This is a genomic window from Fructilactobacillus cliffordii (assembly GCF_024029355.1).
GTDB lineage: Bacteria > Bacillota > Bacilli > Lactobacillales > Lactobacillaceae > Fructilactobacillus > Fructilactobacillus cliffordii.
Window position 1 is genome coordinate 1078324 of the sequence record NZ_CP097117.1, and the last position, 22842, is coordinate 1101165.

Genomic DNA, 22842 nt, shown 5'->3' on the forward strand with positions numbered 1-22842 from the left:
GCTCGCTTTGTGCTAAAGTAAGCAACAGTTAGCACAAAGAGGAGGAAGCAAATGCCCAAAAATTGGAAAGAAGAATTATTTTTTACTGGTATGATGGCCGGGTTAATGGTCTTAGGAATGACTTTTTATAATATCGTTAAAACGGATGGTTTTTCAAGCCACGTCTGGTCCGAGGTTCTAGCTGGTTACCCACTGGGTTTATTGGTGGCGGTTCTATTGGATCTTTTGTTAGTGGGACCATTAGTGAAATCCGTAGTTTTCAATTTTCTGATTAAGGATCCCGCGAATACCAGTCCCATTCGGATTGGCATGACCATTTCGGTCCTGATGGTACTGGGGATGGTAACCTGCATGTCCTTGTTTGGACTGCTGATGAGCGCTGATACTCCATCTAACTGGGGCACTGCGTATCTGATGACATGGAGTTTAAACATCATCGTGGCTTTACCCTTACAACTATTGTTGGTGGGTCCAATTTCGCGCTTTGGATTACAAAAGGTACAGCAACAAATGGATTAAGGTGAAATTTAGAAACAAATAAAAAAGACACCCCGACGGATCGAGATGTCTCAGGTAGCGCTCGTAAGCCACTACCGCTATTGGTTTAATTATAATATATAATTATAATTAAATCAATATTTTAAATTGAAGTTAGGGCTTCGTTTAATTTCGTTTGATAATCACTTCCTATTATTTTAAATAGTAGACTATTATTGTTTATACTATTTTTGAAATCATTGCATACAATAGTAGCTTCTTTAATTATTTTTCTTGATTCGGTTTTATTACCATTAAAAGAATTGAAATAAAATACTATAAGCAAGAAATAATCAATTATACTATCAAATTTAATATTGACTGATAAATTAAAATAGTTTACTAGTTTATTACATTGGAGATTACTTGGGTTGTTGTTTTTAAATCTAACGTCAAAAATAGGGCTATTATGAGCAATACAGTTTCTTAGATCTTTGATTAGAAAAATATCGTTAGATAGGGTTTTACAATTAGGATCTAACTGGTAATCATATGTTTTTAAAGATTTTGATATTTTGATTTTAGTTTCTACGTTTAACAAATTTATGAAGATTCCGAATGATCCCATTGTCATTAATTCAAAGTAAGCCCATAGAGGAAGTGGATTAGATGAATCAACGTAATGATTAACATATGGTTTGTTATAATTTTCCATCACTAACTCTTCTAAAATGGCTTTTAATTTTAATTTGCTTTTAATTTTTTTCTTTCGTTTATTACTATTCGAAATATCATTGTATCCATTCAGTTTGTTTTTCATAACGTCTTTTAAGGAGACTCCACCATCAGGTGATGAAGCTATGCAAGATAAAGTGATGTTTTTTATCAATGTTTCATATTTTATAACATGAGTATAAAGTGAACTTTTTAAACGCATATCGAAATTGTAAATAGCTTCTATTTGAGAAAAATTTGAAATATAATTTTCTAATCCTAATCTATAAGCTTTGTAGCCATGAAAATAACCCATTTCCAACAATTCCTTTTTTTCTTTGGAACCGTTTATGGTTATTTTATGATTATCCCTAATATGTTTCATTAATCCATTAGTAGTTTTTCCCTTAATAGTCATATTTTACTCCAAAAAATTTATTTTGATAATTAATTATTAATGATTATACTATCTAAATAATTAGCAATCAATTTGTATATTATAAAAATGCCCCATAGAAATTATATTTCTATGGGGCATTAAATATTTAATGAAGATTAGCGATAATAACGATGTTGTTTCAACAACTGCTCCGAACGTTTGTCATACGGCTCATAACCGAGGTTTTGGGAGTGACGAAAGTACATCAAATTGTAAATTCCGCACCACAAGAAGTTGAAGAAAACGCCCAAGGCGTATGAAGCGGTTGCAAGGTCCGTCTTAGTGATGTAACTGTACAACATGGTGAAGCCAGCCTCGATCCCCAGCATACAGAAAATGTTGTACCAGTCACCCCGGAACCAAGCGGGCAAGATTCCAAAGAACAATGCGGTAAAGGATAAACCGACCTTGTTAATTCGGACCCGTCCGTCCTTACGATAGATTACCGCGTAGTTATCCGGGAGCATGGTCAGCAGTTGTTTTAATTGGTCATCATCTTCATCATTCAGGTTAAATTGATTCATAAACAATCTCCTTTATTTCAGAGTTAATTTAACCACAATTTCAACGTGTGCCGTTTGCGGCAACATGTCGACGGGCTGTAAGTAGTCAACGTTATATTCCTTGGTTAACTGGACCAGGTCCTGAGCCAAGGTAGATTGGTTGCAGGAAACGTAAACAAATTTCTGGGGTCGGGTGGCGAGAATGGTATCAATTAATTTTTGATCCAAGCCGACCCGGGGCGGATCCACCACGAGTGCATCGGGATACCACCCCGCTTGTTCCCATTCGGGCAAGAGTTCTTCGGCTTTTCCGGTAAAGTAGTGGGCGTTTTCAATCCGATTCGTAGCGGCGTTTTGATTGGCATCTTCGACCGCTTCCGGGATTGTTTCCATCCCCCGGACCTCATCCACTTGGTGGGCTAAAGTTAGTCCAATGGTTCCGACTCCCGCGTAGGCGTCGACCAAACGATCAGTTGGGGCTAATTCTAGCGCCTGACCAGCTAGGTCATAGAGCTTGGGGGTCATGATGGAGTTTAATTGTAGGAAAGCACGAGCCGAAAGGGCAAATGATAATCCCTTAATTTTTTCGGTAATTGTCGGACTTCCTGCCAACCGGATGGTTTGTTCTCCCCAAATTAGCGGAGAAGTACCCGGATTGACGTTGTGCATGATTGACGTTACCTCGGGTAGTTCTTCGGCAATCCGCCAGATTAACTGGTGTTGTTTTAAAAGTTTCTTAGAGTGGGTAATAAAGACCAGTTGGACCTGATCGGTGTTTCGAGCTGCCCGCACCACAATCGTCTTTAAAATTCCAGTGTTGGATTCTTCGTCGTAGGTCGGAATCTGGAGGTCTTGCACCATCTGGACCACGGCGCGCATTACCTTCATAGTGAGTGGGTCTTGAACCGCACAGGTTTCCATGTCGACCACTTCGTGCGTTCCTTCTTTGTATAGACCCGCAATCACGCGGCCAGCTTCATCGGTCCGAATTTGAAATTGGGCCTTATTCCGGTATTCATACGGATCCTGCATCCCAATCACGGGGCGGATGTCGTATTTTTCAAAGCCTCGGGGATGAAAGCGACTGAGGGCTTGTTTTACTAAGTCCCGTTTAAACTTTAACTGTTGGGGGTAGTCGAGCACTTCAAGTTCTAAACCACCGACTTCGGTGGCGTAGGCGTCACGAGGAGCAATCCGGAACTGACTTTTTTTATCGATTTGTTGTAACGTTCCCCGAAGGTGGCGCGGTTTAATTTCACTAATGTCAGCCTGGACGACTTCCGTCGGGAGGGCTCCGGGAATGAAGATTAATTTGCGGCGGTAGTAGCCGACCCCTTCGCCGTTAATGCCGAGTCGTTTGATGGTAACGGTCACGCGTTGGTGCAGTTGCACCTGGACGTCGGTGGACCGCTGGTGAGACTGGTTTCGTTGTTTTTTCATTTTTTCTCCTTATGTAACTAATCTGTTTAATTATATCATTTCTAGGTGTGTTCCCGCAGGGGTTGGCTTCTAGTTGGAGTCGCGGAAAAATCAGCGTATAATTAAAAAAGATTTAGGAAAAGAGGAGATTGCTATGCATCAGTTAGAGACACAAGCATTGTGCTATACGATTGATGATCGTAACATCATTAACAACATTAACTGGGCGATTGATCAGGGCGCGGTGGTCACGATTACTGGTCCTTCCGGAAGTGGAAAATCGACCTTTGTGAAGTTGTTGGCGTCGTTGTTAAACCCCACTAGTGGAACGATTACCTTTGCAGGCAAACCGATTACCGAACTAGATCCAATTGCGTATCGACGCGAGGTTTCGTACGCGGTGCAACAGCCAACCTTGTTTGGTGATACCGTCCGAGAAAACCTAGAGTTTCCGTACCAAATTCGCAAGCAACCGTTTGACGAACAGCATGCCATTCAAGCACTGAAGACGGTGGATTTAGGGGAAGCGGACTTAGATCGACAGGTTACGAGCTTGTCGGGGGGAGAAAAACAACGGGTTGCATTACTGCGGAACGTGCTCTTTCCGCCTAAGATTTTAATTACGGATGAGGTTACCACTGGCTTAGATAGTGATAGTAAAGCAAGTGTTCACAAAATGCTTGATTACTTTAACCAGAAATACCAAATGACGGTCATCATGATTACGCACGATGACGAAGAAATTCAAGCGGCCCAACATCTCTACGAAATCAAAGCCGGTCAAATGGAGGAGGTTGCTAAACATGAATAATTTAATTGTTTCCAATACGGCCCTTGCGTTAACGGCGGTCTTCGTGGTCTTTGCCATGTGGATTGGTTACCGGGAACACCTAGGAATTACTAAGGATTTAATTGTTGCTACGATTCGGTGTGTCATCCAGTTATTCGTAGTGGGATATGTATTAAAGTACGTCTTCCAAGTTAACAACTGGTTGCTCACCATGTTGCTAATCTTAATCATCATCTTCAACGGGGCTTATAACGCGCGGGGTCGTAGTGGTGGCTTGCGAAATGCCTTTTGGATTTCATTAACGGCGATTGCCACCAGTACATTAGTGATTTTACTGGTACTGGTGCTTGACGGTGCTTTGAAGTTCATTCCTTCCCAAATTATTCCAGTCTCGGGGATGATTGTTAGTAACTCAATGGTTTCGATGGGCCTCTGTTTCCGGACGATGAATTCGATGTTTAAGGACCGTCGTTCCCAGGTTTTGGAAATGTTAGCGTTGGGAGCAACTCCGATGATAGCTAGTAAAGGGATTATCCGTGATGCCATCAAGACGGGGCTCCAACCCACAATTGATAGTGCTAAAACGGTGGGACTTGTGGCATTACCCGGGATGATGTCTGGGATGATTTTTGCCGGAGCTGATCCAGTGTTGGCCATCAAATACCAGATCATGGTGACGTTCATGCTCTTGGGAATTACCTCAATTAGTTCCATTATTGGGTGCTACTTGGGCTACAAGAGCTTCTTTAATCAACGGGATCAATTAATTCGCTAATGGATATTAAAAAGGAGTAACTCGTTATGAGTTACTCCTTTTTGTGTGTTTGGTGTTTTTCGCGGTAGAGATAGACACCCAGGATGAGGATGATAATCAGAGCCAGGACCACGAAGCGAATTAAGCGGGAAAATCCAATCGGATCCGTCGTGGTAGGGCTGATAATGGGAAATAAGATGAGCGGATAAAAGAGAATCAACCACAAGAGCACGGTGAGTACAATCGTAGCCCAGGTCGGTAACCGTAAGAAGAAGCGCATCATAAAGGGACGAGTAACGAGCCAGCCAAAGCCCCAGATGTAGGCCACGGCCAACAGTAAGCCTCCTACGTTGAGTTGCAAGTGAGGAATCAGTAGGACTGGAACACACAGAGCGATTACCAACCAGAAAGTCACTACGCACAGAAAATGCAAAAGTGATTTTGGTTTGAGTTTCTGCGCCTGGGTTAATTGATAAGCCAAAATTTTCGGATTCATCTGAAAGGTAGCCTGACCAGATTTACCCTTTTTTTGTCCGTCTAAGAGCCGATAGAGGATTCCTAGTAGTTCGGATTCAATCTCTGTTTCGTGGACAAAGAGGCTGAAGAACCGGACGTAGAACAGCAGTGATTGATAATAACGCTGGTGGGATTTGTCGAGCTTGGCTTGTAGGTTAGCATTTTGTTGGCTCAATTGATTGTATTTCACGAGCAGACTCCTTTACTAAGTAATTTGGTTCATTATATCATTTCTGAACCCGCTTTGAACGGCTGGCTCAGTTTAAAACTGTAAACAAAAAGCCCCACCTAGGAGGGGCTTTTTGTGGTTATTGATACTTTTGGGCAGTCGCTTCGTCACAGTAGAGGAAGTGGCCGGGTTTTACTTCACGGAGTTCCTCGCCTTCCTTAAACGGATGCGAGTGATCAAACTCTTTAACGTGATGATTGCGTTCTAGTTCTGGATCAGGAACTGGAACCGCTGATAACAGGCTCTGCGTGTAAGGGTGGAGCGGATGGTTATAAACTTCTTCCGTTTCCGCCATCTCGACGATTTTACCCTTGTAAAGCACGGCAATTCGGTCACTGATGTACTTCACCATCGACAAATCGTGGGCGATAAACAGGTAGGTTAATCCTTGTTCTTCCTGAATGTCTTGTAACAGGTTGACCACTTGGGCTTGAATCGAAACATCAAGGGCCGAAATCGGTTCGTCGGCGATGATGAAGTCAGGCTGAACGGCTAACGCCCGGGCAATCCCGATCCGTTGGCGTTGTCCCCCAGAGAATTCGTGGGGATATCGGTTGGCAAATTCAGGGTTTAAGTTAACCTTCTTGAGTAAGTCAGCCACCTGACGATCCCGGTCTTCGCTGTTTTGGGCCAGATGATGAATGTCAATTCCTTCAGCAATGATGTCCTTAACTTTCATCCGTGGATCTAAAGAAGCGTAAGGATCTTGGAAAATCATCTGCATCTGCTTCCGGAAATCCTTGAGGTGTTTGTTTTTTAATTTCGCAATGTTTTCATCGTGAAAGTAAACGTCACCACTGGTTGGATTGTACAGCCGAATGATACTCCGACCGGTGGTCGTTTTTCCGGAACCAGATTCACCCACTAAACCAAGGGTTTCACCTTCGTAGATGTCAAAGGAAATGTCATCCACGGCCTTGACTTCATCCTTTTTACCTTCGTTAAAGTACTGCTTTAAGTGCCGCACCTTTACGATTGGCTTTTGCTCTGAATTAGTCATGTTGTTCTTCACCTCGCAGTTCTTTGTATTTCGCAAACCGCTTTTGAATTGATTCTGGCGGGGTTACCTTGGGAGCGCGGGGATCGAGCAACCAGGTAGCGGCGTAGTGGGTATCCGTCACCTTAAAGAAGGGTGGTTGTAACCGTTCATCGATTTTTAGGGCATATGGATCCCGGGGAGCAAACGCATCCCCCTTGGGGGGATTAATTAAGTTAGCCGGAGTTCCGGGAATGGCTTTCAGCCGTTGACCTTGAATGTCCAGGGTCGGCATTGAGTCGAGGAGTCCCCAAGTGTAGGGATGCCTTGGATCGTAGTAAATTTCGTCCGTCAATCCGTATTCAATAATCTTACCGGCATACATCACGGCCACCCGGTCAGCAATTCCGGCCACCACCCCTAAATCGTGGGTGATGAAGATGATGGAAGTTCCAATCTTCTTTTGCAGGTCCTTTAATAAGCTAATGATTTGGGCTTGCACCGTCACGTCCAACGCCGTGGTTGGTTCGTCGGCAATCAGAATTTCTGGGTTATCGATGATGGCCATCGCAATCACGATCCGTTGTCGTTGCCCACCAGAGAATTGGTGAGGATAGTCCTTGATTCGTTCCTTGGCGTTCGGAATGCCCACCATTTCTAAGACCTCGAGGGCTCTTTTCATGGCTTCTTCCTTTGAGGCATCACCGTGAGTAATCAACGGTTCAGCAACCTGCTTACCAATCGTCATGGTGGGGTCCAATGAGGTCATTGGATCCTGGAAGATCATCGAGATGTCTTTTCCCCGAATCTTATCCATTTCCTTAGGACTTAAATGGAGGAGATCTTGGTCGTGAAACTGGACGGAACCACCAGTAACCTTGGCATTCTTAGCGTACAGTTGAATCACGCTCCGCACGGTTACTGATTTTCCGGAACCAGATTCACCCACGAGAGCGAGGGTTTCCCCTTTTTTCAGGTCAAAACTAACGTCTCGGATGGCGTGGACAGTTCCGTTTAAGGTCGAAAAGTCTACTTGTAAATTTTTCACTTGTAAAATGTTGTCAGTCATCGGTACTCCTCCTTTCTAATCAGATTGTGGGTCAAAGGCGTCCCGCAGGCCGTCCCCAACCAGGTTCGTAGTAATCATAATCAAACTCAGGATTAAAGCAGGAATCCACATTTGGTAAGGCAGGAAGTGGAAGGCTTTTTGTCCGTCGCTCATCAACGTCCCTAAAGAAGCGTTTGGTGCTGGAATCCCAATCCCGATGAAACTTAGGAAGGCTTCAAAGAAGATGGCACTTGGAATCGAGAACATCGTCTGAATGATGATGGTCGAACTCAAGTTAGGAATCAGGTGTTTCCAAGCAATCTTAGTCTTTGATTCACCTAAAGTTTGGGAAGCTAACACGTATTCGTTTTCCTTCAGTTTGAAGACCTGCGCCCGAATCAAACGAGCCATGGTAATCCAACCGGTGAAGGCAATTGCAATCGTGATCGAAGTCAAACCTGGTTTCAACACGATTAACAATAGGATTACAACGATGAGGTCAGGAACAGAAGAAATAATTTCGATGATCCGTTGCATGAAAGTATCAACGCGTTCGCTGGCTAATCCAGAAACAATCCCGTAAGGAACCCCGATGAAGAGGTCCAACAGGGTTGCAACGACGGCTACGATAATTGAGAGCCGCGTTCCATAAAGCACCCGGGCGAAGAGGTCCCGACCTAGGTAGTCGGTTCCAAAGACGTAGTAAGTACCGTGAGGAACGTGAGCTTGTTGATAGGCGTCCACCGTGTGACCAGCGACCGTTTGCATCCCGTTAAAACCAGGAATGTTTAAGTTTCCAATCTTGGGTGGCAAGTTAGCAAATAAAACGTTTTGCGCGTTTGGATCAGTCGGAACAAAGGCTGGTCCAAGGAAGGCGATTAACACGATTAGTAAGAGGATGATTCCAGCAACCATCGCGATTTTGTTGTGGAAGAGACGCCGTTTAACGTCTTGAAAGTAGGTTCGTGAGTCACCAACGACCTCACCAGAAATTGGCAAGTTCGATAAATCATTGCTGACAAATTGGAATTCACTTTCCTGGGGTGGTAAGTTTTGTGCCATTATGCTTTTCCTCCTTTACCAAGTCTAATCCGTGGGTCAATGATTCCGTAAAGGATATCAACAATCAGAATGATGGACACCATCAGGACCGAGTAGAAGATGGTCAAGCCCATGATGGTTGGGTAATCATTGGTTAAAATTGACTGCACAAATTGATTTCCAATCCCAGGAATCGAGAAGATGGATTCAACTACCATGGAACCAGTCATGATGGAAACGGCCATCGGACCAATTACCGTGATGATGGGAATCAAAGAGTTTCGAATGGCATGTTTGATAATCACTTGGCGACTGGTATCCCCCTTAGCTTTGGCAAGTTCGATGTAGTCACTATGGAGCACATCAACCATTTCCGTTCGCATGTACCGCGCGATGCTTGCCAATGGGAAGGCCGCTAAAGCAAGCGTTGGGAGAATGGAGTAACTAAAACCGTGCCAGAGAGCCACGGGGAAGAGTTGCCATTTGTAACCGAGGTAGTATTGTAACAAGATGGCTAACACGAAACTAGGGATGGATAATCCTAAAATCGATACAATTGTAGCCGTTGCATCCACCCAGGAATTTTTCCGGATGGCAGCGATACTTCCGAGGATGATTCCCAGGACCGTTCCAACAATCATGGCTTGTAGCCCTAATTGCATCGAAGGTCCAATGTGGTCTCCAATTAACTGGGTAACGGGTTGGTTATTAAATTGGAACGATGTCCCCAAGTCACCGTGTAAGAGGTTTCCCATGTAGATAAAGTATTGTACGTAGAGTGGTTTATCAAACCCATACTTGTGGTTCATCATGGTTAGTTGGGCTGGAGACATTTTGGCTTGGTTCGTGTACGGCGTCCCCGGCAACCCTTTCATCATGAAGAAGGTGATGGAAGCGATAATCAGTAACGTGAGCAATAGATAAAAAATTCGTTTTAAGATGTACTTCGTCATCGTTTTTAACCTCCTTTATTTTTTGTAAACGGCTGCCATGTCATATTGACCAGTTGGGGTAATGTTAAAGCCGCGCACGTCAGGCTTCGTTAAAGAAGCAGTGGTGTCTTGGTACATTGGGATGATTCCCTGTTCTTGGGTTAAAATGTGTTGCGCGTTTTGCATGTTTTGCCAACGAGCAGTAGGGTTGTTGGCATTAGTAGAAGTAGCGGCCTTTTCTTGTTCGTCAAAGCCTTTGTTCGACCATTTTCCGTTGTTTTGTGGGTTGCCAGTCGTGGCTAAGTCCAAGAAGTTGGTTGGGTCTGGGTAATCAGCACTCCAAGCCGATGTGGCCATATCAAATTCTCCACTAGCTTCCCGTTGGAGTCGGGTCTTAAATGGAACGGAACTGATGGTCATCTTTAGACCGGGTAAGTCCTTTTCCATGTTGTTTTGCAGGTATTCAGCGAGTTTCTTGGTGGTATCAGTGTTATCAGCGGTGAAGGTTAGGTTCAATTCTTTTTGCCCGGTTTCCTTCATTCCTTCTTGCCACAGTTTCTTCGCTAAGGTGGGGTTGTAAGCCGTATACTTACGGTCCGCCATGGCTTGATCGGTCTTGACAAAGTCCTTACCTGTTTGGGGATTCTTACTCATCTTGCTTGGGACCAAACTGTGCGCTGGAATCCCGGTCTTTCCTAAGATGATGTTAGAAAGATCGTTCCGGTTGATAGTTAAAGACATGGCTTGTCGTAACTTGGCGTTTTTCAACGCTGGAATTTTCTTTTGGTTCAACTCTAGGTAGTAAGTTGAGTTTGCAGGATCGGTACTAAAATCCTTACTGTTAGCTAATTGCCGAGCTGTATCCCCATTCAGGTTTTGGTATCGGTCTAAGACGTTGGTATCGTAGAGGTTCAAACCGGTGTTAGGGTCAGAAATGGTGTAGTACTTCACCTTGTTTAATTTCACGTTCTTAGCGTTCCAGTAACTGGTGTTCTTTACGTCAGTCCATTCGGTATCGCCGACCTTCCAGTTCTGCAACTTGTAAGGTCCGTTGAAGACCATGCCCTTGCTGGCTAGTCCGTATTGGTCACCGAGCTTTTCAACCACTTTTTGGTTCAATGGATAGAATTGAGAACTACTCATCAAGGTATCGAAGAACGGAATCGGGTGGTCCAGGTCAATTTGGAGCTTGTAAGGACCAAGTGCCTTAATTCCCAGTTGGTCGGGCTTTTTCTTTCCGGCCGTAATGGCGTCCGCGTTTTTAATTCCACTATAGATGTAGGAATATTGCGAAGCGGTCTTGGGATCCACAATCCGCCGCCAAGCGTACACAAAATCGTTGGCGGTTACGGGATCACCGTTGGACCATTTGGTTTTTTTCAAATCAATCGTGTAACGTTTCCCATCGTTCGTAGGTTTCGCAATTGATTTAGCAACAGCCGGTTCTAGCTTTTGCCCGGTGAAACGATAAAGTCCCTCCATGGTGTTGTTTAAAGACTGGGCCCCGTAGGCATCAGTGTTTAAAGATGAGTCCATGGTGTTGATGGGAGCTTTGGCACTAACTGAGAGCGTCTTTTTGTCACCACCATCAGCGGCATGAGCCGGATTAATTAATCCAGCCAGCGTGAGAGCAGCGGCACCAACGAGCGCAACCGAAATTAGTTTATGGTGCCGAAAAAATTTCATAGTGACTACCTCCAAAAAAAGTTCAAAAACTTAAGTTTTTCTTATTGTACCCCCCATGAAAAGCAAATGTAAACATAAAATATTAATATTCACGTAATTAATGAGGATATTAAGGAATGGTTTGCGAACGCCTGACGGGGAAAGAAAGGCAATGTTTGCTAATTGGCTGGTTTGAATGCTAATGAGGACAATTGTTCACCTAAAATAGACTCAAATCAGAAAATTAAGGGTAATTACTCATCATACAAAAAGCAGTTCCACAATTAGAACTGCTGCAATGTTATTTATTTAATACTGAATGCCGGCGACTGTAACCGAAGTAAACGATTAATCCGAGCACTAACCAGATGAAGAACCGCACCCAAGTTTCCCAGTTCAGACCTGCAATTAACATGAAACAGAAGAGAATTGACATGATGGGCGTGAAGGGAACCAAGGGAGCTTTGAAGCCCCGTTTGGCTTTGGGTTGCGTGTAGCGCATTAACATGATTCCGGCCGCCACCAGAATGAAGGCTGACAGAGTTCCAATATTCACCAGTTCGGACAGGATGTTTAAGTTAATGAATCCCGCAGCTAGGGCCGTGATGATTCCAAAGAACCAGGTAACCACGTAAGGGGTTTGATGCTTCTGGTCGACCTTACTAAAGACCTTCGGGAAAAGACCGTCTCGCGCCATGGAGTAACTAATCCGGGATTGACCGTACAGCATTACCAAGATCACGGTCGTCATTCCCACTACAGCCCCGAGACTTACGACGGCAGCAAGCCACGTCTGTCCGGTTTGGGCAAGGACAGCCAGTACTGGAGCGTTGAGGTACTTAGCAAAAACGGGGTACTTAACCACTCCGGTCATGATCAGAGTCATTATGATGTAGAGAATTGTTGAAATAATTAGTGAGAAAAGAATCCCACGTGGGAGGTTCTTGCTCGGGTTAATGGTTTCTTCAGCACTGGAAGAAACGGAATCAAACCCGATGAAAGAGAAGAACACGATTGAAGCAGCGGGGATAATTCCAGCGGCCGTCCCGTTGTGAATTGAGTACCAACCAAATGGGTTGAATGGTTTCCAGTTGGCAACCTTGACTGACCAAACCGTAAAGAGAATGAAGAGTAAGATCACACCCAGCTTAATGAACACCATAATGGAGTTCAGTCGTTTGGTTTCGTTTATACCCAGTGAGATAACCCAGGTGATGATTAGAACAATCAGAAAGGCCGGGAGGTTAAAGATGGTGTGCACGCCCGGAGTTGTTCCGGCAGCCGCGGTTAAAGCCGTCGGAACCTTAATCCCGATGTTGGCCAAAATGTTAACGAAGTATCCGGACCACCCAACGGCTACGGTAGCCGCAGCAAGGGCATACTCTAGAATCAGATCCCAACCGATGATGAAGGCAATTAACTCACCAAAGGCAATGAAAGAGTAGGTGTAGGCTGAACCCGAAATGGGGGCCATAGAGGCGAACTCTGCGTAACAGAGTCCTGCAAATCCACAACAGATGGCGGCAATTAGAAAGGAAATGGAGAGGGCCGGACCCGCGGTCAGTGCGCCTTTCCCCGTCAGAACGAAAATCCCGGTTCCGATGATGGCCCCAATCCCGAGTAGGGTGAGGTCCTTAGCGGTTAGACTCCGTTTCAACGGGGTTGATTGGTTTAGTAACGTATCAATGTCTTTTTTACGAAAGAGACCGTGCATGATATTTCCTCCTTTACGGTGTAAAAATTAAATTTTTCTAACGATAGCACGAAGAATAATTGGTGTCAACGTAAAATGAACAATTGTTTATGTTACAAAACATTTCATTGGAAAGGCAATGATTGGGCTTATTATATAGAAGAAAAAAGGTTAAATGGTTTGGATGGGAGAAAAAATAACCATAAAAAAACCACGCTACTAATTTAGTAACGTGGTTAAAAATGGTCGCTTAATCTTTTTTATCTTTTTCTTCGTGTTCCTCAATATCGGTATCAATTTCTTCGGCGATAATGGGTTCATCAATTTCTGAAACATCAACGGCTTGGTGTTTCAAGTGTGGGAAAATCATCTTATCAGCCCAACCAGTAATGTTTCCTTGGAAGAGGAAGGCAAAAATGGTTCCCACCCCGTAGTAAGTAAACTGACGAGTGATGATAAAGGCAATCACACCCATAATCGTTGGAGGAATGTAGGAAGCCCACATTGCCCGAGCAGCATGTCCCTTGAAGTACTTAAACCGCAGAATTTGCATCAGATCATCAGCCGGGTGTAACACGAGATTAACCCGCTGATAGATTGAAATTGCAATCGCGATAAAAGCCACTCCGATGAAGTTAATCAAGATGTAGAGGGCGATTAACCACCAGTCACCAGCATGAGCACTGGCAACCGGAATGTTAACGATGGGGCTCATATGGAAGCCAAATAAATCCCCACCCACGAACAAGTTATCAAAGAATTGAATCAGGAAGGAGAACGGCACCATGAAAATTACGTTTCCTAAGGCCCGACCCCAATCCCAGTGACCAACTAGAATCGCATTTAAAACGGTCGTTAAAATCCCGAGGATTAAGAACGCCCAAAATAAGTTCCAGTGAAAGGCGATTCCTAGGTTTGTTTCAGTCGCAGTCCAGTAAGCTGATCCTAAAAAGGAAGGGAGCACTTTTGAACTAGAAACCAGAGTGAGTACGTTTCCCAACGAGTTAATTACCAAAGAGAGGATAAAAAACATGATGGACGTTTTCATGGAAATCGTCCGTGGCGTTTTTTGAGGTTTTTGATAAGCCATGTTTCTCTCCTTTAGTTAAATTATTTCAGGTCAGGGTTAACGGCAACGATGGTCTTACCGGTCTTAGGAGTTGAGTGGTCTAAGACACCTTCAACTTCTTCTAACGAAATTACGTTAGCTTGGAAAGGTTCAACCTTTACGGCACCAGATTCAAGCAATGCAATGGAGTCCACGAAAGCGTGCGGGTTAATCATAGAACCTTTAACCGTTAATTGCTTCTTGAAGATTTCGTAAGTGTTCATTGAGAAGGTTTGACCAGGAGCACCAACCCCGAACATGAATACTTGAGCACCTGGGTTAGTGTGTTCCACGGCTTGTTCTTGAGTTTCTGGTTTACCAACGGCTTCAATCACAAAGTCGTAGTTACCAGGGATGTCTTCCTTGGTTGTGTTAACAACGTGGGTTAAGTTTAATTGTTCTTTTTCTTGAGCCAGTAAGTCATCGTGACGACCAGTCATAGTGATGTCTTGGATTCCGTAAGCGCGCAATAATTGGGCGAATAACTTAGCCATGTAACCATCACCGATGATTAAAGCCTTCATGCTTGGTTGAATGTCTTCCGTGATGTGCATCGTGTGAACACCACAAGAAATTGGTTCCATTGAGCAAGCAGCTTTTAAGGAAATTGCATCTGGAACATGGTAAGTTACTTCTTCAGGAGCAGTGAAGTATTGTTCCAAACCACCGTCGCGAGTAACCCCAACGGCAGAAAGGTTTTCACATTCTTCGTAAAGGCCGATGTGACAGTAGTGACACTTGCCACAGTAGATGTTAGGGTCAACGGCTACCCGGTCGCCTTCCTTAAAGTTTTTAACGTTCTTACCAACGGCACGAACGACACCAGAGTTTTCGTGACCTAAAACAATGGGAGGAACGGCGTCAGCAGAACCTGGAAGTCCGTTGAAGAGGGCGTTGTCAGTACCACAAATCCCTGCGTAAGCAGTTTCTACTAAGACTTCATCGTCTTTAGGAGTAGGAACTTCGCGTTCTTCAATTTCCATTTGTTGCTTGGCAGTCATTACTAAAGCTTTCATCTTGTCAGCCATAATATTTCTCCTTCATAAAGTAAAGTGATAGTTTGAGCATAATTACTAAAATGAAGTAATCCAATTAAATGAGGATATTTATCATTAGCAATCAAACTCAACGTTACACTTTAAAATATAAACCGTTTACATTATTATTTCAAGGGGTTTTGGATAGTTTTTCTAAATTTGCTGAATTTCACAAGTGAAATAGTGATCAAGCTAATTTGCGGGTGCGTAAACTGGCTTATTTTAGCAAAATCAATATTTTGATTAATTCAATTTTTCACAATCTTAATAATGTGCACACTTTTATCGTGTTTGTAAGCGGTTACAGCAACGTGGTATAATCAAGACGAAAACGAGATAGAAATGAGGTCATGAGATGAAAAATGTTGTTGTTGTCGGATCTACCAACGTTGATAAAGTTTTAAACGTAGAAAAATACGCTCTGCCTGGAGAAACGTTGGCCATTAATAGTTACCAACAATCCCACGGTGGTGGTAAAGGAGCGAACCAGGCCATTGCAGCAGCTCGTTCGGGGGCGCAAACTACCTTTATTACGAAACTCGGGAACGATGAAGACGGGCAGAACATGCTGACTGGTTTTCAAAATGATCACATTAACGTGGATCACTTAGTTACAACTGATCAAGCCCAAACGGGAAAAGCATACATAACGGTCGACCAATCCGGCCAAAATTCAATTTACGTTTACGGTGGTGCCAACATGGAGTTGACGGCGGCTGACGTGGAAGCGCACCAGGAAGTAATTGCTCAAGCAGATCGGGTGATTGCCCAACTGGAAATTCCGCTCCCAGCGATTATTGCGGCCTTTAAGATTGCGAAGGCCCATGGGGTGCAAACCATTTTGAATCCAGCTCCAGCCAAGGAATTACCGGAAGAGTTATTGCGCCTAACTGACGTGATTACCCCGAACGAAACGGAAGCCCAGACGTTGACGGGCATTGAAGTTGCTGACGAGGTTTCGATGCTTGATAATGCAATGGTCTTCTTTAGTAAGGGCATTTCGATGGTAATTATTACGGTTGGTTCCAAGGGAGCCTTTTACGCGACTCCACAAGCTCACGGTTTCATTCCGGCCTTTAAGGTTAAGGCAGTGGATACAACGGCCGCTGGGGATACCTTTATTGGGGCGCTCGCTTCGCAACTGGAGATGGACAATAGCAATATCGAAGATGCGATGCTGTACGCCAACCGTGCTTCTTCATTGACGGTGCAGATTGCCGGGGCCCAAAACTCGATTCCAACTCGAGAACAAATTGAGGCTGCCAACCAAAAGACCAATCACTCCAAAGAACAGATTGAACGCCAAAAGGAACAAGCAGCGCAATACGTGGCAGCGCGGATTCCAGACCACATCGTCCTAGGACTTGGTTCTGGAACCACGGCGGCTTACTTTGTGAAGGCGATTCACGATCGGATTGAGAAGGAACACCTGGATATCGAGTGTGTAGCAACTTCGGTCGGGACGCAGCAACTAGCTGAGAAGCTAGGAATGCGGATGTTGGATGTGAACACAATTGATGCGGTTGATGTAACGGTCGATGGCGCCGACGTGGTGGATGACCATCTCGATGGAATTAAAGGGGGCGGAGCAGCGCTCCTGTTTGAAAAATTAGTTGCTAACATGTCGAAACGCAACGTCTGGATTGTGGATGAACGCAAACCACGGCACTCGCTTGAGGGACAAATGTTGCCAGTGGAAGTGATTCCGTTTGGGGGCATGGGGGTCTTCCGTTACCTGCGTGACAATGGTTATCATCCTGCCTTCCGATTCCAGGAAAACGGGGACATTATGGCGACCGATTCTGGTAACTACCTGATTGACATCACGATTCCCAAGGATGCTGACCTACAAGCTCTATCCGAAAACCTTAAGAAACAAACTGGGGTGGTGGAACATGGTCTGTTCTTAAACATCTGTGACGAAATGGTTGTCGGTGGTGACCAGGTCAAGGTGGTTAAGCGTGAGGATTTGAAGCAAGACGAACGGAAATAAATTTGAATAACTTAGTTGACAAAAAAGGGTTCTAGTAATTGAGAAATCACTAGAACCTTTTTGATACTTAATTAGTTTAAACACTCAAATAAATCGAAAAGTACATCAGGATCGTCCCCAGCATCACAAACAGGTGCCAAATAACGTGGCCAAATAGAATCTGCTTAAAACTGTAAATCACGGCTCCGACTGTAAAGGACACGCCACCAGCAAAGAGGAGCCAGAAACTTAGGTGACTGAGGTTCTGCCACAAAGGCCATGCATCAATTAAACAGGCCCGTCCCATAATAATATAGATTACGGTTGAAACCACGGGGAACCGATTGCCATACATGGCCTTGTAGATGATTCCCGCAACTGCCATCAGCCAAATCACAATGAGTGTTGTCCAACCAAGCCAGCCGCCGATGGTAATCAAACAGTAGGGCAGGTAGGTTCCGGCAATTAGAATGTAGATTGCGGAATGATCAAAGACTTGAAAGACATTTTTGGCTGGAGTGAACGAAAGGCTATGGAACAGAGTGGAAGCTAGATAAAATAGCACCAGAATGGAACCGTAGATAGCAAAACAAGTGATTCGGAGAGCCCCGCCTTCTTGAACACCCCGTAGAATCAGCATCACGAGTCCGGCAATACTGAGTGCCACGCCAATCCCGTGGGTGAGGGCACTGAGAATTTCGTTTAAAATATGATAGTCTTGGCTGTTACGAAATTGATTGATCATAGGTAAACTCTCTTCATCTTAATAAAATTAGTTCAGCTTCATCATACCAAAAAAGGAACCGTACGGGCGGTTCCTTTTTAACGAGTAGCTTTATGATATCCAGCGGCTTGGGCCTCTGCTTCAGAACGAAAGGCAATGATATTGCCACTATTAATGTGATAGTTTGATTGGTCGGGAGTATGGTAAACCATGGTCCGACTGTTCCCAATGATAGTTCCAGTTGAATTGGAAGTAGTTGTGGTGTCAACTTGATCTTGTTTTGATGTAGTTTGGTTCGTGGTAGCTGAACTAGTTGATGTAGACGCAGCAGGTAAGGCAGATTGCCTCTTTTTTTATGCATTTTTTTCTTGTGATGATGCTTTTTGGGAGTCTTCTTTTTAACTTGGGACGTCTTTGCCTTGGAAGGATGACTAGTAGCGTGAGCATTCGTGACTAAAGCAGTGACAAGTGTTAAAGCAATGATGGTAACGACACCTACTAGAATCTTAAAACTACGGTGAACAGAACGAATGATGAACAACTCCTTCATTATTTTGGAAATTAATTTAATGATAGCAATTGCTGATTTTAATTTCTACCCTAACTTGTTACAAATCTAAATAAAACGTCACAATTCATTACCAACCAATCTTATGAGTTGGTTTGGCAAGCTTACCAGCTGCTAGGTCGGCACAGGCCTGGTCAATCGTCTGTAACGCCAGATCAAGAGTTTCTTCTGGGATTACCAATGGGGGTTGAAACCGAAGGACGTTGCCCCGCACTGTAATCATGAGGACCCCGAGTTCAAATAAACGAGTGATTAACATGGAAGCGGCTGTTTCATCGGGGTGCTTGGTGATCGAATCTACGACGTCAATTCCTCCGTTTAAACCGTAAATGCGGACGTCACCAATAAAAGGATAACGGTCACGGAGATTCAGAAAGAATTGGCGAGCTTTCTTCCCTAGCTGAGCACTTCGTTCCACTAGGTGTTCAGTTTCAATCACATCGAGAGTGGCGTTGGCAGCAGCCGTAGTGACGGGATTCCCAGCGGTGGTATAAACATTACCGGGAGCAGCAAGTGAGTCAATTACTTCGGCGCGTCCAACTACAGCACTAAGCGGCAATCCGGAAGCAATCGACTTGCCCACGGCAATTAAATCGGGATGCACGTCTGGGAAGTGATCAATGCTCCACATTTTTCCAGTTCGACCCAATCCTTGATTAACTTCATCCACGGCGAATAAGATTCCATGGTCCTGACAGAACTGGTAAACCTGATTGAGGTATCGTTCTGGTGCCTTACAAAAACCACCATCTCCTTGAATGGCTTCAATTTCCACTAGCGCGGTTTCGTCGGCAGGCAGATAGGTTTCAAACGGTTGCTTGAAGGCTGCAAACAGCCGGTCACAGAACTCATCCTCCGTTTCGTAGGAAAGTTTATCCCAATGGCTCGGGAAGGGGATCTTAACTACACCAGGAAGGAGCGGGCCAATCTTACGTGCCATGTTCAAACTAACGCCTGAGGTGGTAATGGAGCCGTAGGTCGAGCCGTGGTAAGCACCAGTGAAGCTCACCACGTTTTGCCGGCCTGTGTAAGCGCGGGCAAACTTGATAATAGCATCGTTTGCATCGGAACCGGAGTTCCCAAACGCCAGTTTTGCTGGTCCACCGATGGGAGCTAAAGCGGTCAGACGTTTAACTAACTTAATCTCTGGTTCCGTTGCAAAGTAAGCAGGGGTGTATTGAATTAACCGCGCCGCTTGGTCCTGGATGGCTTTGACTACGTGCGGATGAGCGTGACCAGTGTTGGTTGACGAAGCGCTGGACAGTAAATCGATGTAATCATTGCCATCGGCATCGGTGAGGATGGCTCCTTTTCCTGATTTAAGGACCACGTCAAAAAATTTAATTCGACTGGCAGGAGCGAGTCCCTGTGTTTCTTGGTGCAATAATGATTCATTCTGTGACATAACAGTTCCTCCTTTGAATTTGATGACCAAATCCTGAAAAAAGCCTCCAGCTAGGTTGACTGGAGGCTTTAGGAGATAAGCTGTTATTGTAAATCTCAATCGTCCTCACAGTCAGTAGCTGTGCGGACGGTATGGTGACCAATTAGGCAAGCATCACTTTATCATCCGCATGGTTCAAAATGACGGATAATAAAATGACCATTGATGATTGTTGATGCTGTGCCATGATTGTCACTCCTTTTCAGTAATTTTTATAAGTATAGAACGGCACTTAGAAGCTGTCAATCACTAATTTTTCCTTTGATGTCACATAACCCGACATTAACCCTAAACAAATGGGAAACGAGTTCTTATACTGACTTTTATACTGAGAAAAAACAAAGAAGGAGAGATTTACAATGGCGGTTAACGTGTTATTTATTTTCTTGTGTTCGATTCTGGTCTTTGTGATGACGCCGGGATTAGCATTTTTTTACGGAGGAATGGTGCCACGGCGTGATATTAATAATACATTAATGGCCGTTTTTATTATGTGTTGTGTGCCCGTGTTACTGTGGGTAATTTGTGGGTACTCACTGTCATTTTCTGGTAACAACTGGAACATCATTGGAAACTTGCATAACTTCTTTTTACATAATTTGAAGTTAAATGCTCCAGCGCCAACCACTGGGGGGAGCATTACCAACATCTCCTTCTTAGTTTTTCAAATGATGTTTGCGTTGATTACGCCAGCTCTGTTTGTGGGAGCAGTTGTCGAACGGATTAACTTCCGCTTCCTGATTCTATTCGTGGTTTTGTGGTCATTATTCGTTTATTACCCATTAGTCCACATCGTTTGGGGTGGTGGATTCCTTCAAAGCCTCGGCGTACTGGATTTTGCCGGGGGACTGGTGGTTCACATTAATGCTGGAGTCACGGCCTTACTGTTAGCCTACTTTCTTGGGCCCCGTTTGATTAAAGAAAAAGGAAGTCCTAAGAGTTTGAGTTGGGTGTTACTGGGTACCACCTTCCTCTGGATTGGTTGGTACGGCTTTAACGCTGGTTCGGCTTTTGCCATCAACGGCATTGCCATGCAAGCGATGTTAACCACGACGGTAGCGACCGCCACTGCCATGTTAGTGTGGGTAATTTTGGACGTCTTTATGAAGCGAAATGCGACGCTGTTTGGGATTTGTTCTGGAGCCATTTGTGGTTTAGTTGCCATTACACCGGCTTGTGGATTCGTTTCGATTGAAAGCGCAATGATCATTGGAGCTATTGCTACGATGGCTAGTTACGGATTCATTACCGTAATCAAACCGAAACTTAAAGTTGATGATACCCTAGATGCTTTTGGATGCCATGGGGTCTCCGGAATCGTTGGGAGTATCTTAACTGGATTGTTTGCTACCAAGGCGATTAACCCAGCTGTCACGCATAATGGTTGGCTGGTCGGCGGTAGCTTCCACCAGTTTGGGATTCAACTAGGAGCCACATTGTTTACGGTTGCCTTTACCATGGTGGTAGTGACCGTGATTATCATGGTGCTCAAACAAGTCATGAGCATGCGGATGCGCCATGAAGAAGAAATTGTGAAAAGGGAAATGGCGGATTTACAATAAATAGACACTGAAGGACCTCACCGATGTGGTTGAGGTCCTTTTTGATTGATTAATAAGCTTTTTGTGTATAAATTGATTTTTAGTTTAATTCTTTATATGAAAATTTCGAAGCTGCGCTTCTTTCTAATGCTTAATTAAATTTTCAAGGCGGATTCCATCATTATTCATCCAAGCATGAGGTCCGCTCATAGGTGATTTACAGATTATTGTAGCAGCGGTAGAAGATGATGGGAATGTATAATCAGTCTTAAAAACGTTATTAACGATGATTTGTTGCTTAATTAGGTCATTAATAAGGTTGGATTGTTTGAATGATGGAGCGGTTTTGCTTGCTAATTTGGAACCTTCGAGAACCGTAGTGTGCTTTGTCTCAAAATCATAGAAAGCTTGAGCATGAGCTCCTCGTATATTTAAATGGAATAAATTAGATTGATCGAAATTTGGAGCTGTTTTATGTGAACCAGCTGAATCTAAATCACGAAGTGAAAGTTTTTTCTGATCATGCCATACCCTTGGACCGCTGTAACTACTTTTGGTAATGATGTTAGCTGCGGTAGAAGCCGAATTAAATTGATAATTGCTGGTGAAACGATGGTTTTTAATAATTCCAGTTTGAATCAACTTTTTCAATAAATCATTCATTGTAAAAGAGGAGGTTGGTTCTAATTCAGTTATACGAGAGCCTGTTAAAACAGTAATGGTTTTATCATGCGGATGGTAAATTCCGGTTGCATTGGCATTACGACTGTTTAGGTAAAGCTTAATTCCATCATCATCTAAGTTAGATATTTCCGACACTTCAGCAGGTTTCGTTTTAACAAAGAGAGGGAAACCCAACGAACGCAAAAGGATGTCGATGTTAATAAAGTTGCTTTTTAAATCATACTTTCTCGATTCGGTTACAAATGATTGATGGGGGGTATTTGCATTAACTAGAAGCATCTGCTTAGTGGTTTCGGCCTTAGAGTACATTAAATTCTCTAAAAATTTAATGTCTGCCTTGGAAAGTTGATGAGTCTGATTGTTAATCATAAAGGCAACTGCAATGGTCCACCAATTTTCTTGTGGATTAGAATGCTGTTTTAAACGATTACCGATGTTTTCAGCTTCGCCGATGTAAGCTTGGGTCGCATTACCGCCGTTAAAAAGGGTATAGACTCCATTCCATGCTAAAGCAGGACATTTATCGATTGCCGTTTTAAGGTCCTGTTTGGGAATGTAATAGGCTTGT

The 22842-nt window shown here is 44.0% G+C and carries 21 protein-coding genes; 5 read left to right on the forward strand and 16 right to left on the reverse strand.

Annotated features, from left to right (window positions below; translation table 11 throughout):
• Positions 1 to 51: 51 nt before the first annotated feature.
• Positions 52 to 519: a DUF2798 domain-containing protein gene (locus M3M38_RS05315; protein ID WP_252813819.1), complete on the forward strand. Its 468-nt coding sequence runs from the start codon at positions 52 to 54 to the stop codon at positions 517 to 519.
• Between the two features lie 121 nt (positions 520 to 640).
• On the opposite strand, the gene M3M38_RS05320 is transcribed toward M3M38_RS05315, so the two are convergent.
• From M3M38_RS05320 to rlmD, 3 genes are all read right to left on the reverse strand, one after another.
• Positions 641 to 1609 carry an Abi family protein gene (locus M3M38_RS05320; protein WP_252813820.1) on the reverse strand — a complete coding sequence of 323 codons (969 nt, stop codon included), beginning with the start codon at positions 1607 to 1609 and terminating at the stop codon, positions 641 to 643.
• 137 nt (positions 1610 to 1746) lie between these two features.
• Entirely contained in the window at positions 1747 to 2154 is a 408-nt protein-coding gene (locus M3M38_RS05325; protein ID WP_252766711.1) for a hypothetical protein, read from the reverse strand.
• A gap of 12 nt (positions 2155 to 2166) precedes the next feature.
• Entirely contained in the window at positions 2167 to 3573 is a 1407-nt protein-coding gene (gene rlmD, locus M3M38_RS05330; protein ID WP_252813821.1) for a 23S rRNA (uracil(1939)-C(5))-methyltransferase RlmD, read from the reverse strand.
• A 133-nt stretch (positions 3574 to 3706) separates the two neighbouring features.
• Between rlmD and M3M38_RS05335 the strand changes: the two genes are divergently transcribed.
• Together M3M38_RS05335 and M3M38_RS05340 are read left to right on the forward strand one after the other, a co-directional pair.
• Complete coding sequence (locus M3M38_RS05335; RefSeq protein ID WP_252813822.1) at positions 3707 to 4363, forward strand: ABC transporter ATP-binding protein; 657 nt, start codon at positions 3707 to 3709, stop codon at positions 4361 to 4363.
• Positions 4356 to 5117 carry an ABC transporter permease gene (locus tag M3M38_RS05340; RefSeq protein WP_252766714.1) on the forward strand — a complete coding sequence of 254 codons (762 nt, stop codon included), beginning with the start codon at positions 4356 to 4358 and terminating at the stop codon, positions 5115 to 5117. Before M3M38_RS05335 ends, M3M38_RS05340 begins: the two co-directional genes overlap by 8 nt.
• A gap of 31 nt (positions 5118 to 5148) precedes the next feature.
• On the opposite strand, the gene M3M38_RS05345 is transcribed toward M3M38_RS05340, so the two are convergent.
• The 9 genes from M3M38_RS05345 to M3M38_RS05385 form a co-directional block, all read right to left on the reverse strand.
• Entirely contained in the window at positions 5149 to 5802 is a 654-nt protein-coding gene (locus M3M38_RS05345; RefSeq protein ID WP_252813823.1) for a DUF1129 domain-containing protein, read from the reverse strand.
• A gap of 118 nt (positions 5803 to 5920) precedes the next feature.
• Complete coding sequence (locus M3M38_RS05350) at positions 5921 to 6841, reverse strand: ABC transporter ATP-binding protein (protein WP_252766717.1); 921 nt, start codon at positions 6839 to 6841, stop codon at positions 5921 to 5923.
• Positions 6834 to 7886 carry an ABC transporter ATP-binding protein gene (locus tag M3M38_RS05355; RefSeq protein ID WP_252766719.1) on the reverse strand — a complete coding sequence of 351 codons (1053 nt, stop codon included), beginning with the start codon at positions 7884 to 7886 and terminating at the stop codon, positions 6834 to 6836. Before M3M38_RS05355 ends, M3M38_RS05350 begins: the two co-directional genes overlap by 8 nt.
• A 15-nt stretch (positions 7887 to 7901) precedes the next feature.
• Entirely contained in the window at positions 7902 to 8927 is a 1026-nt protein-coding gene (locus M3M38_RS05360; protein ID WP_252766720.1) for an ABC transporter permease, read from the reverse strand.
• A complete protein-coding gene (gene opp3b / locus M3M38_RS05365) occupies positions 8927 to 9859 on the reverse strand; it encodes an oligopeptide ABC transporter permease (protein WP_252766722.1) in 933 nt (310 codons plus the stop codon). Before opp3b ends, M3M38_RS05360 begins: the two co-directional genes overlap by 1 nt.
• Before the next feature lie 15 nt (positions 9860 to 9874).
• On the reverse strand, positions 9875 to 11524 hold the full coding sequence (locus M3M38_RS05370; protein ID WP_252813824.1) for a peptide ABC transporter substrate-binding protein: 1650 nt from the start codon (positions 11522 to 11524) through the stop codon (positions 9875 to 9877).
• Between the two features lie 280 nt (positions 11525 to 11804).
• Positions 11805 to 13217 carry an amino acid permease gene (locus M3M38_RS05375; protein WP_252813825.1) on the reverse strand — a complete coding sequence of 471 codons (1413 nt, stop codon included), beginning with the start codon at positions 13215 to 13217 and terminating at the stop codon, positions 11805 to 11807.
• 229 nt (positions 13218 to 13446) lie between these two features.
• Complete coding sequence (locus M3M38_RS05380; protein WP_252766726.1) at positions 13447 to 14286, reverse strand: DUF6198 family protein; 840 nt, start codon at positions 14284 to 14286, stop codon at positions 13447 to 13449.
• A 20-nt stretch (positions 14287 to 14306) separates the two neighbouring features.
• Positions 14307 to 15320: a zinc-dependent alcohol dehydrogenase family protein gene (locus tag M3M38_RS05385; RefSeq protein WP_252814874.1), complete on the reverse strand. Its 1014-nt coding sequence runs from the start codon at positions 15318 to 15320 to the stop codon at positions 14307 to 14309.
• 376 nt (positions 15321 to 15696) lie between these two features.
• Between M3M38_RS05385 and rbsK the strand changes: the two genes are divergently transcribed.
• Positions 15697 to 17334, forward strand: coding sequence for a ribokinase (gene rbsK / locus M3M38_RS05390; protein ID WP_252813826.1), 1638 nt, complete (start codon positions 15697 to 15699; stop codon positions 17332 to 17334).
• A gap of 76 nt (positions 17335 to 17410) precedes the next feature.
• On the opposite strand, the gene trhA is transcribed toward rbsK, so the two are convergent.
• The 3 genes from trhA to M3M38_RS05400 all read right to left on the reverse strand — a co-directional run bounded on the left by trhA (position 17411) and on the right by M3M38_RS05400 (position 20010).
• Complete coding sequence (gene trhA / locus M3M38_RS05395) at positions 17411 to 18058, reverse strand: PAQR family membrane homeostasis protein TrhA (protein WP_252813827.1); 648 nt, start codon at positions 18056 to 18058, stop codon at positions 17411 to 17413.
• A gap of 77 nt (positions 18059 to 18135) precedes the next feature.
• On the reverse strand, positions 18136 to 18270 hold the full coding sequence (locus tag M3M38_RS07515; RefSeq protein ID WP_476729702.1) for a sunset domain-containing protein: 135 nt from the start codon (positions 18268 to 18270) through the stop codon (positions 18136 to 18138).
• Positions 18271 to 18675: 405 nt separating this feature from the next.
• Entirely contained in the window at positions 18676 to 20010 is a 1335-nt protein-coding gene (locus M3M38_RS05400) for an aspartate aminotransferase family protein (RefSeq protein WP_252813828.1), read from the reverse strand.
• Between the two features lie 398 nt (positions 20011 to 20408).
• Between M3M38_RS05400 and M3M38_RS05405 the strand changes: the two genes are divergently transcribed.
• Entirely contained in the window at positions 20409 to 21611 is a 1203-nt protein-coding gene (locus M3M38_RS05405; protein ID WP_252766734.1) for an ammonium transporter, read from the forward strand.
• A gap of 123 nt (positions 21612 to 21734) precedes the next feature.
• Here the strand turns inward: M3M38_RS05405 and M3M38_RS05410 are convergent, their stop codons facing one another.
• Positions 21735 to 22643: a hypothetical protein gene (locus M3M38_RS05410; protein ID WP_252813829.1), complete on the reverse strand. Its 909-nt coding sequence runs from the start codon at positions 22641 to 22643 to the stop codon at positions 21735 to 21737.
• Positions 22644 to 22842 lie beyond the last annotated feature (199 nt).

Bases quoted from the DNA above. Each gene is read 5' to 3' on its own strand.
- M3M38_RS05385 (WP_252814874.1), bottom strand. From the start codon at position 15,320: ATGAAAGCTTTAGTAATGACTGCCAAGCAACAAATGGAAATTGAAGAA.
- M3M38_RS05400 (WP_252813828.1), bottom strand. From the start codon at position 20,010: ATGTCACAGAATGAATCATTATTGCACCAAGAAACACAGGGACTCGCT.
- M3M38_RS05360 (WP_252766720.1), bottom strand. From the start codon at position 8,927: ATGGCACAAAACTTACCACCCCAGGAAAGTGAATTCCAATTTGTCAGC.
- M3M38_RS05405 (WP_252766734.1), top strand. From the start codon at position 20,409: ATGGCGGTTAACGTGTTATTTATTTTCTTGTGTTCGATTCTGGTCTTT.
- rlmD (WP_252813821.1), bottom strand. From the start codon at position 3,573: ATGAAAAAACAACGAAACCAGTCTCACCAGCGGTCCACCGACGTCCAG.
- M3M38_RS05335 (WP_252813822.1), top strand. From the start codon at position 3,707: ATGCATCAGTTAGAGACACAAGCATTGTGCTATACGATTGATGATCGT.
- M3M38_RS05380 (WP_252766726.1), bottom strand. From the start codon at position 14,286: ATGGCTTATCAAAAACCTCAAAAAACGCCACGGACGATTTCCATGAAA.
- M3M38_RS05325 (WP_252766711.1), bottom strand. From the start codon at position 2,154: ATGAATCAATTTAACCTGAATGATGAAGATGATGACCAATTAAAACAA.
- M3M38_RS05315 (WP_252813819.1), top strand. From the start codon at position 52: ATGCCCAAAAATTGGAAAGAAGAATTATTTTTTACTGGTATGATGGCC.
- opp3b (WP_252766722.1), bottom strand. From the start codon at position 9,859: ATGACGAAGTACATCTTAAAACGAATTTTTTATCTATTGCTCACGTTA.
- M3M38_RS05375 (WP_252813825.1), bottom strand. From the start codon at position 13,217: ATGCACGGTCTCTTTCGTAAAAAAGACATTGATACGTTACTAAACCAA.
- M3M38_RS05350 (WP_252766717.1), bottom strand. From the start codon at position 6,841: ATGACTAATTCAGAGCAAAAGCCAATCGTAAAGGTGCGGCACTTAAAG.
- M3M38_RS05340 (WP_252766714.1), top strand. From the start codon at position 4,356: ATGAATAATTTAATTGTTTCCAATACGGCCCTTGCGTTAACGGCGGTC.
- M3M38_RS05355 (WP_252766719.1), bottom strand. From the start codon at position 7,886: ATGACTGACAACATTTTACAAGTGAAAAATTTACAAGTAGACTTTTCG.
- M3M38_RS05410 (WP_252813829.1), bottom strand. From the start codon at position 22,643: ATGATTAACAATCAGACTCATCAACTTTCCAAGGCAGACATTAAATTT.
- rbsK (WP_252813826.1), top strand. From the start codon at position 15,697: ATGAAAAATGTTGTTGTTGTCGGATCTACCAACGTTGATAAAGTTTTA.
- trhA (WP_252813827.1), bottom strand. From the start codon at position 18,058: ATGATCAATCAATTTCGTAACAGCCAAGACTATCATATTTTAAACGAA.
- M3M38_RS05320 (WP_252813820.1), bottom strand. From the start codon at position 1,609: ATGACTATTAAGGGAAAAACTACTAATGGATTAATGAAACATATTAGG.
- M3M38_RS05370 (WP_252813824.1), bottom strand. From the start codon at position 11,524: ATGAAATTTTTTCGGCACCATAAACTAATTTCGGTTGCGCTCGTTGGT.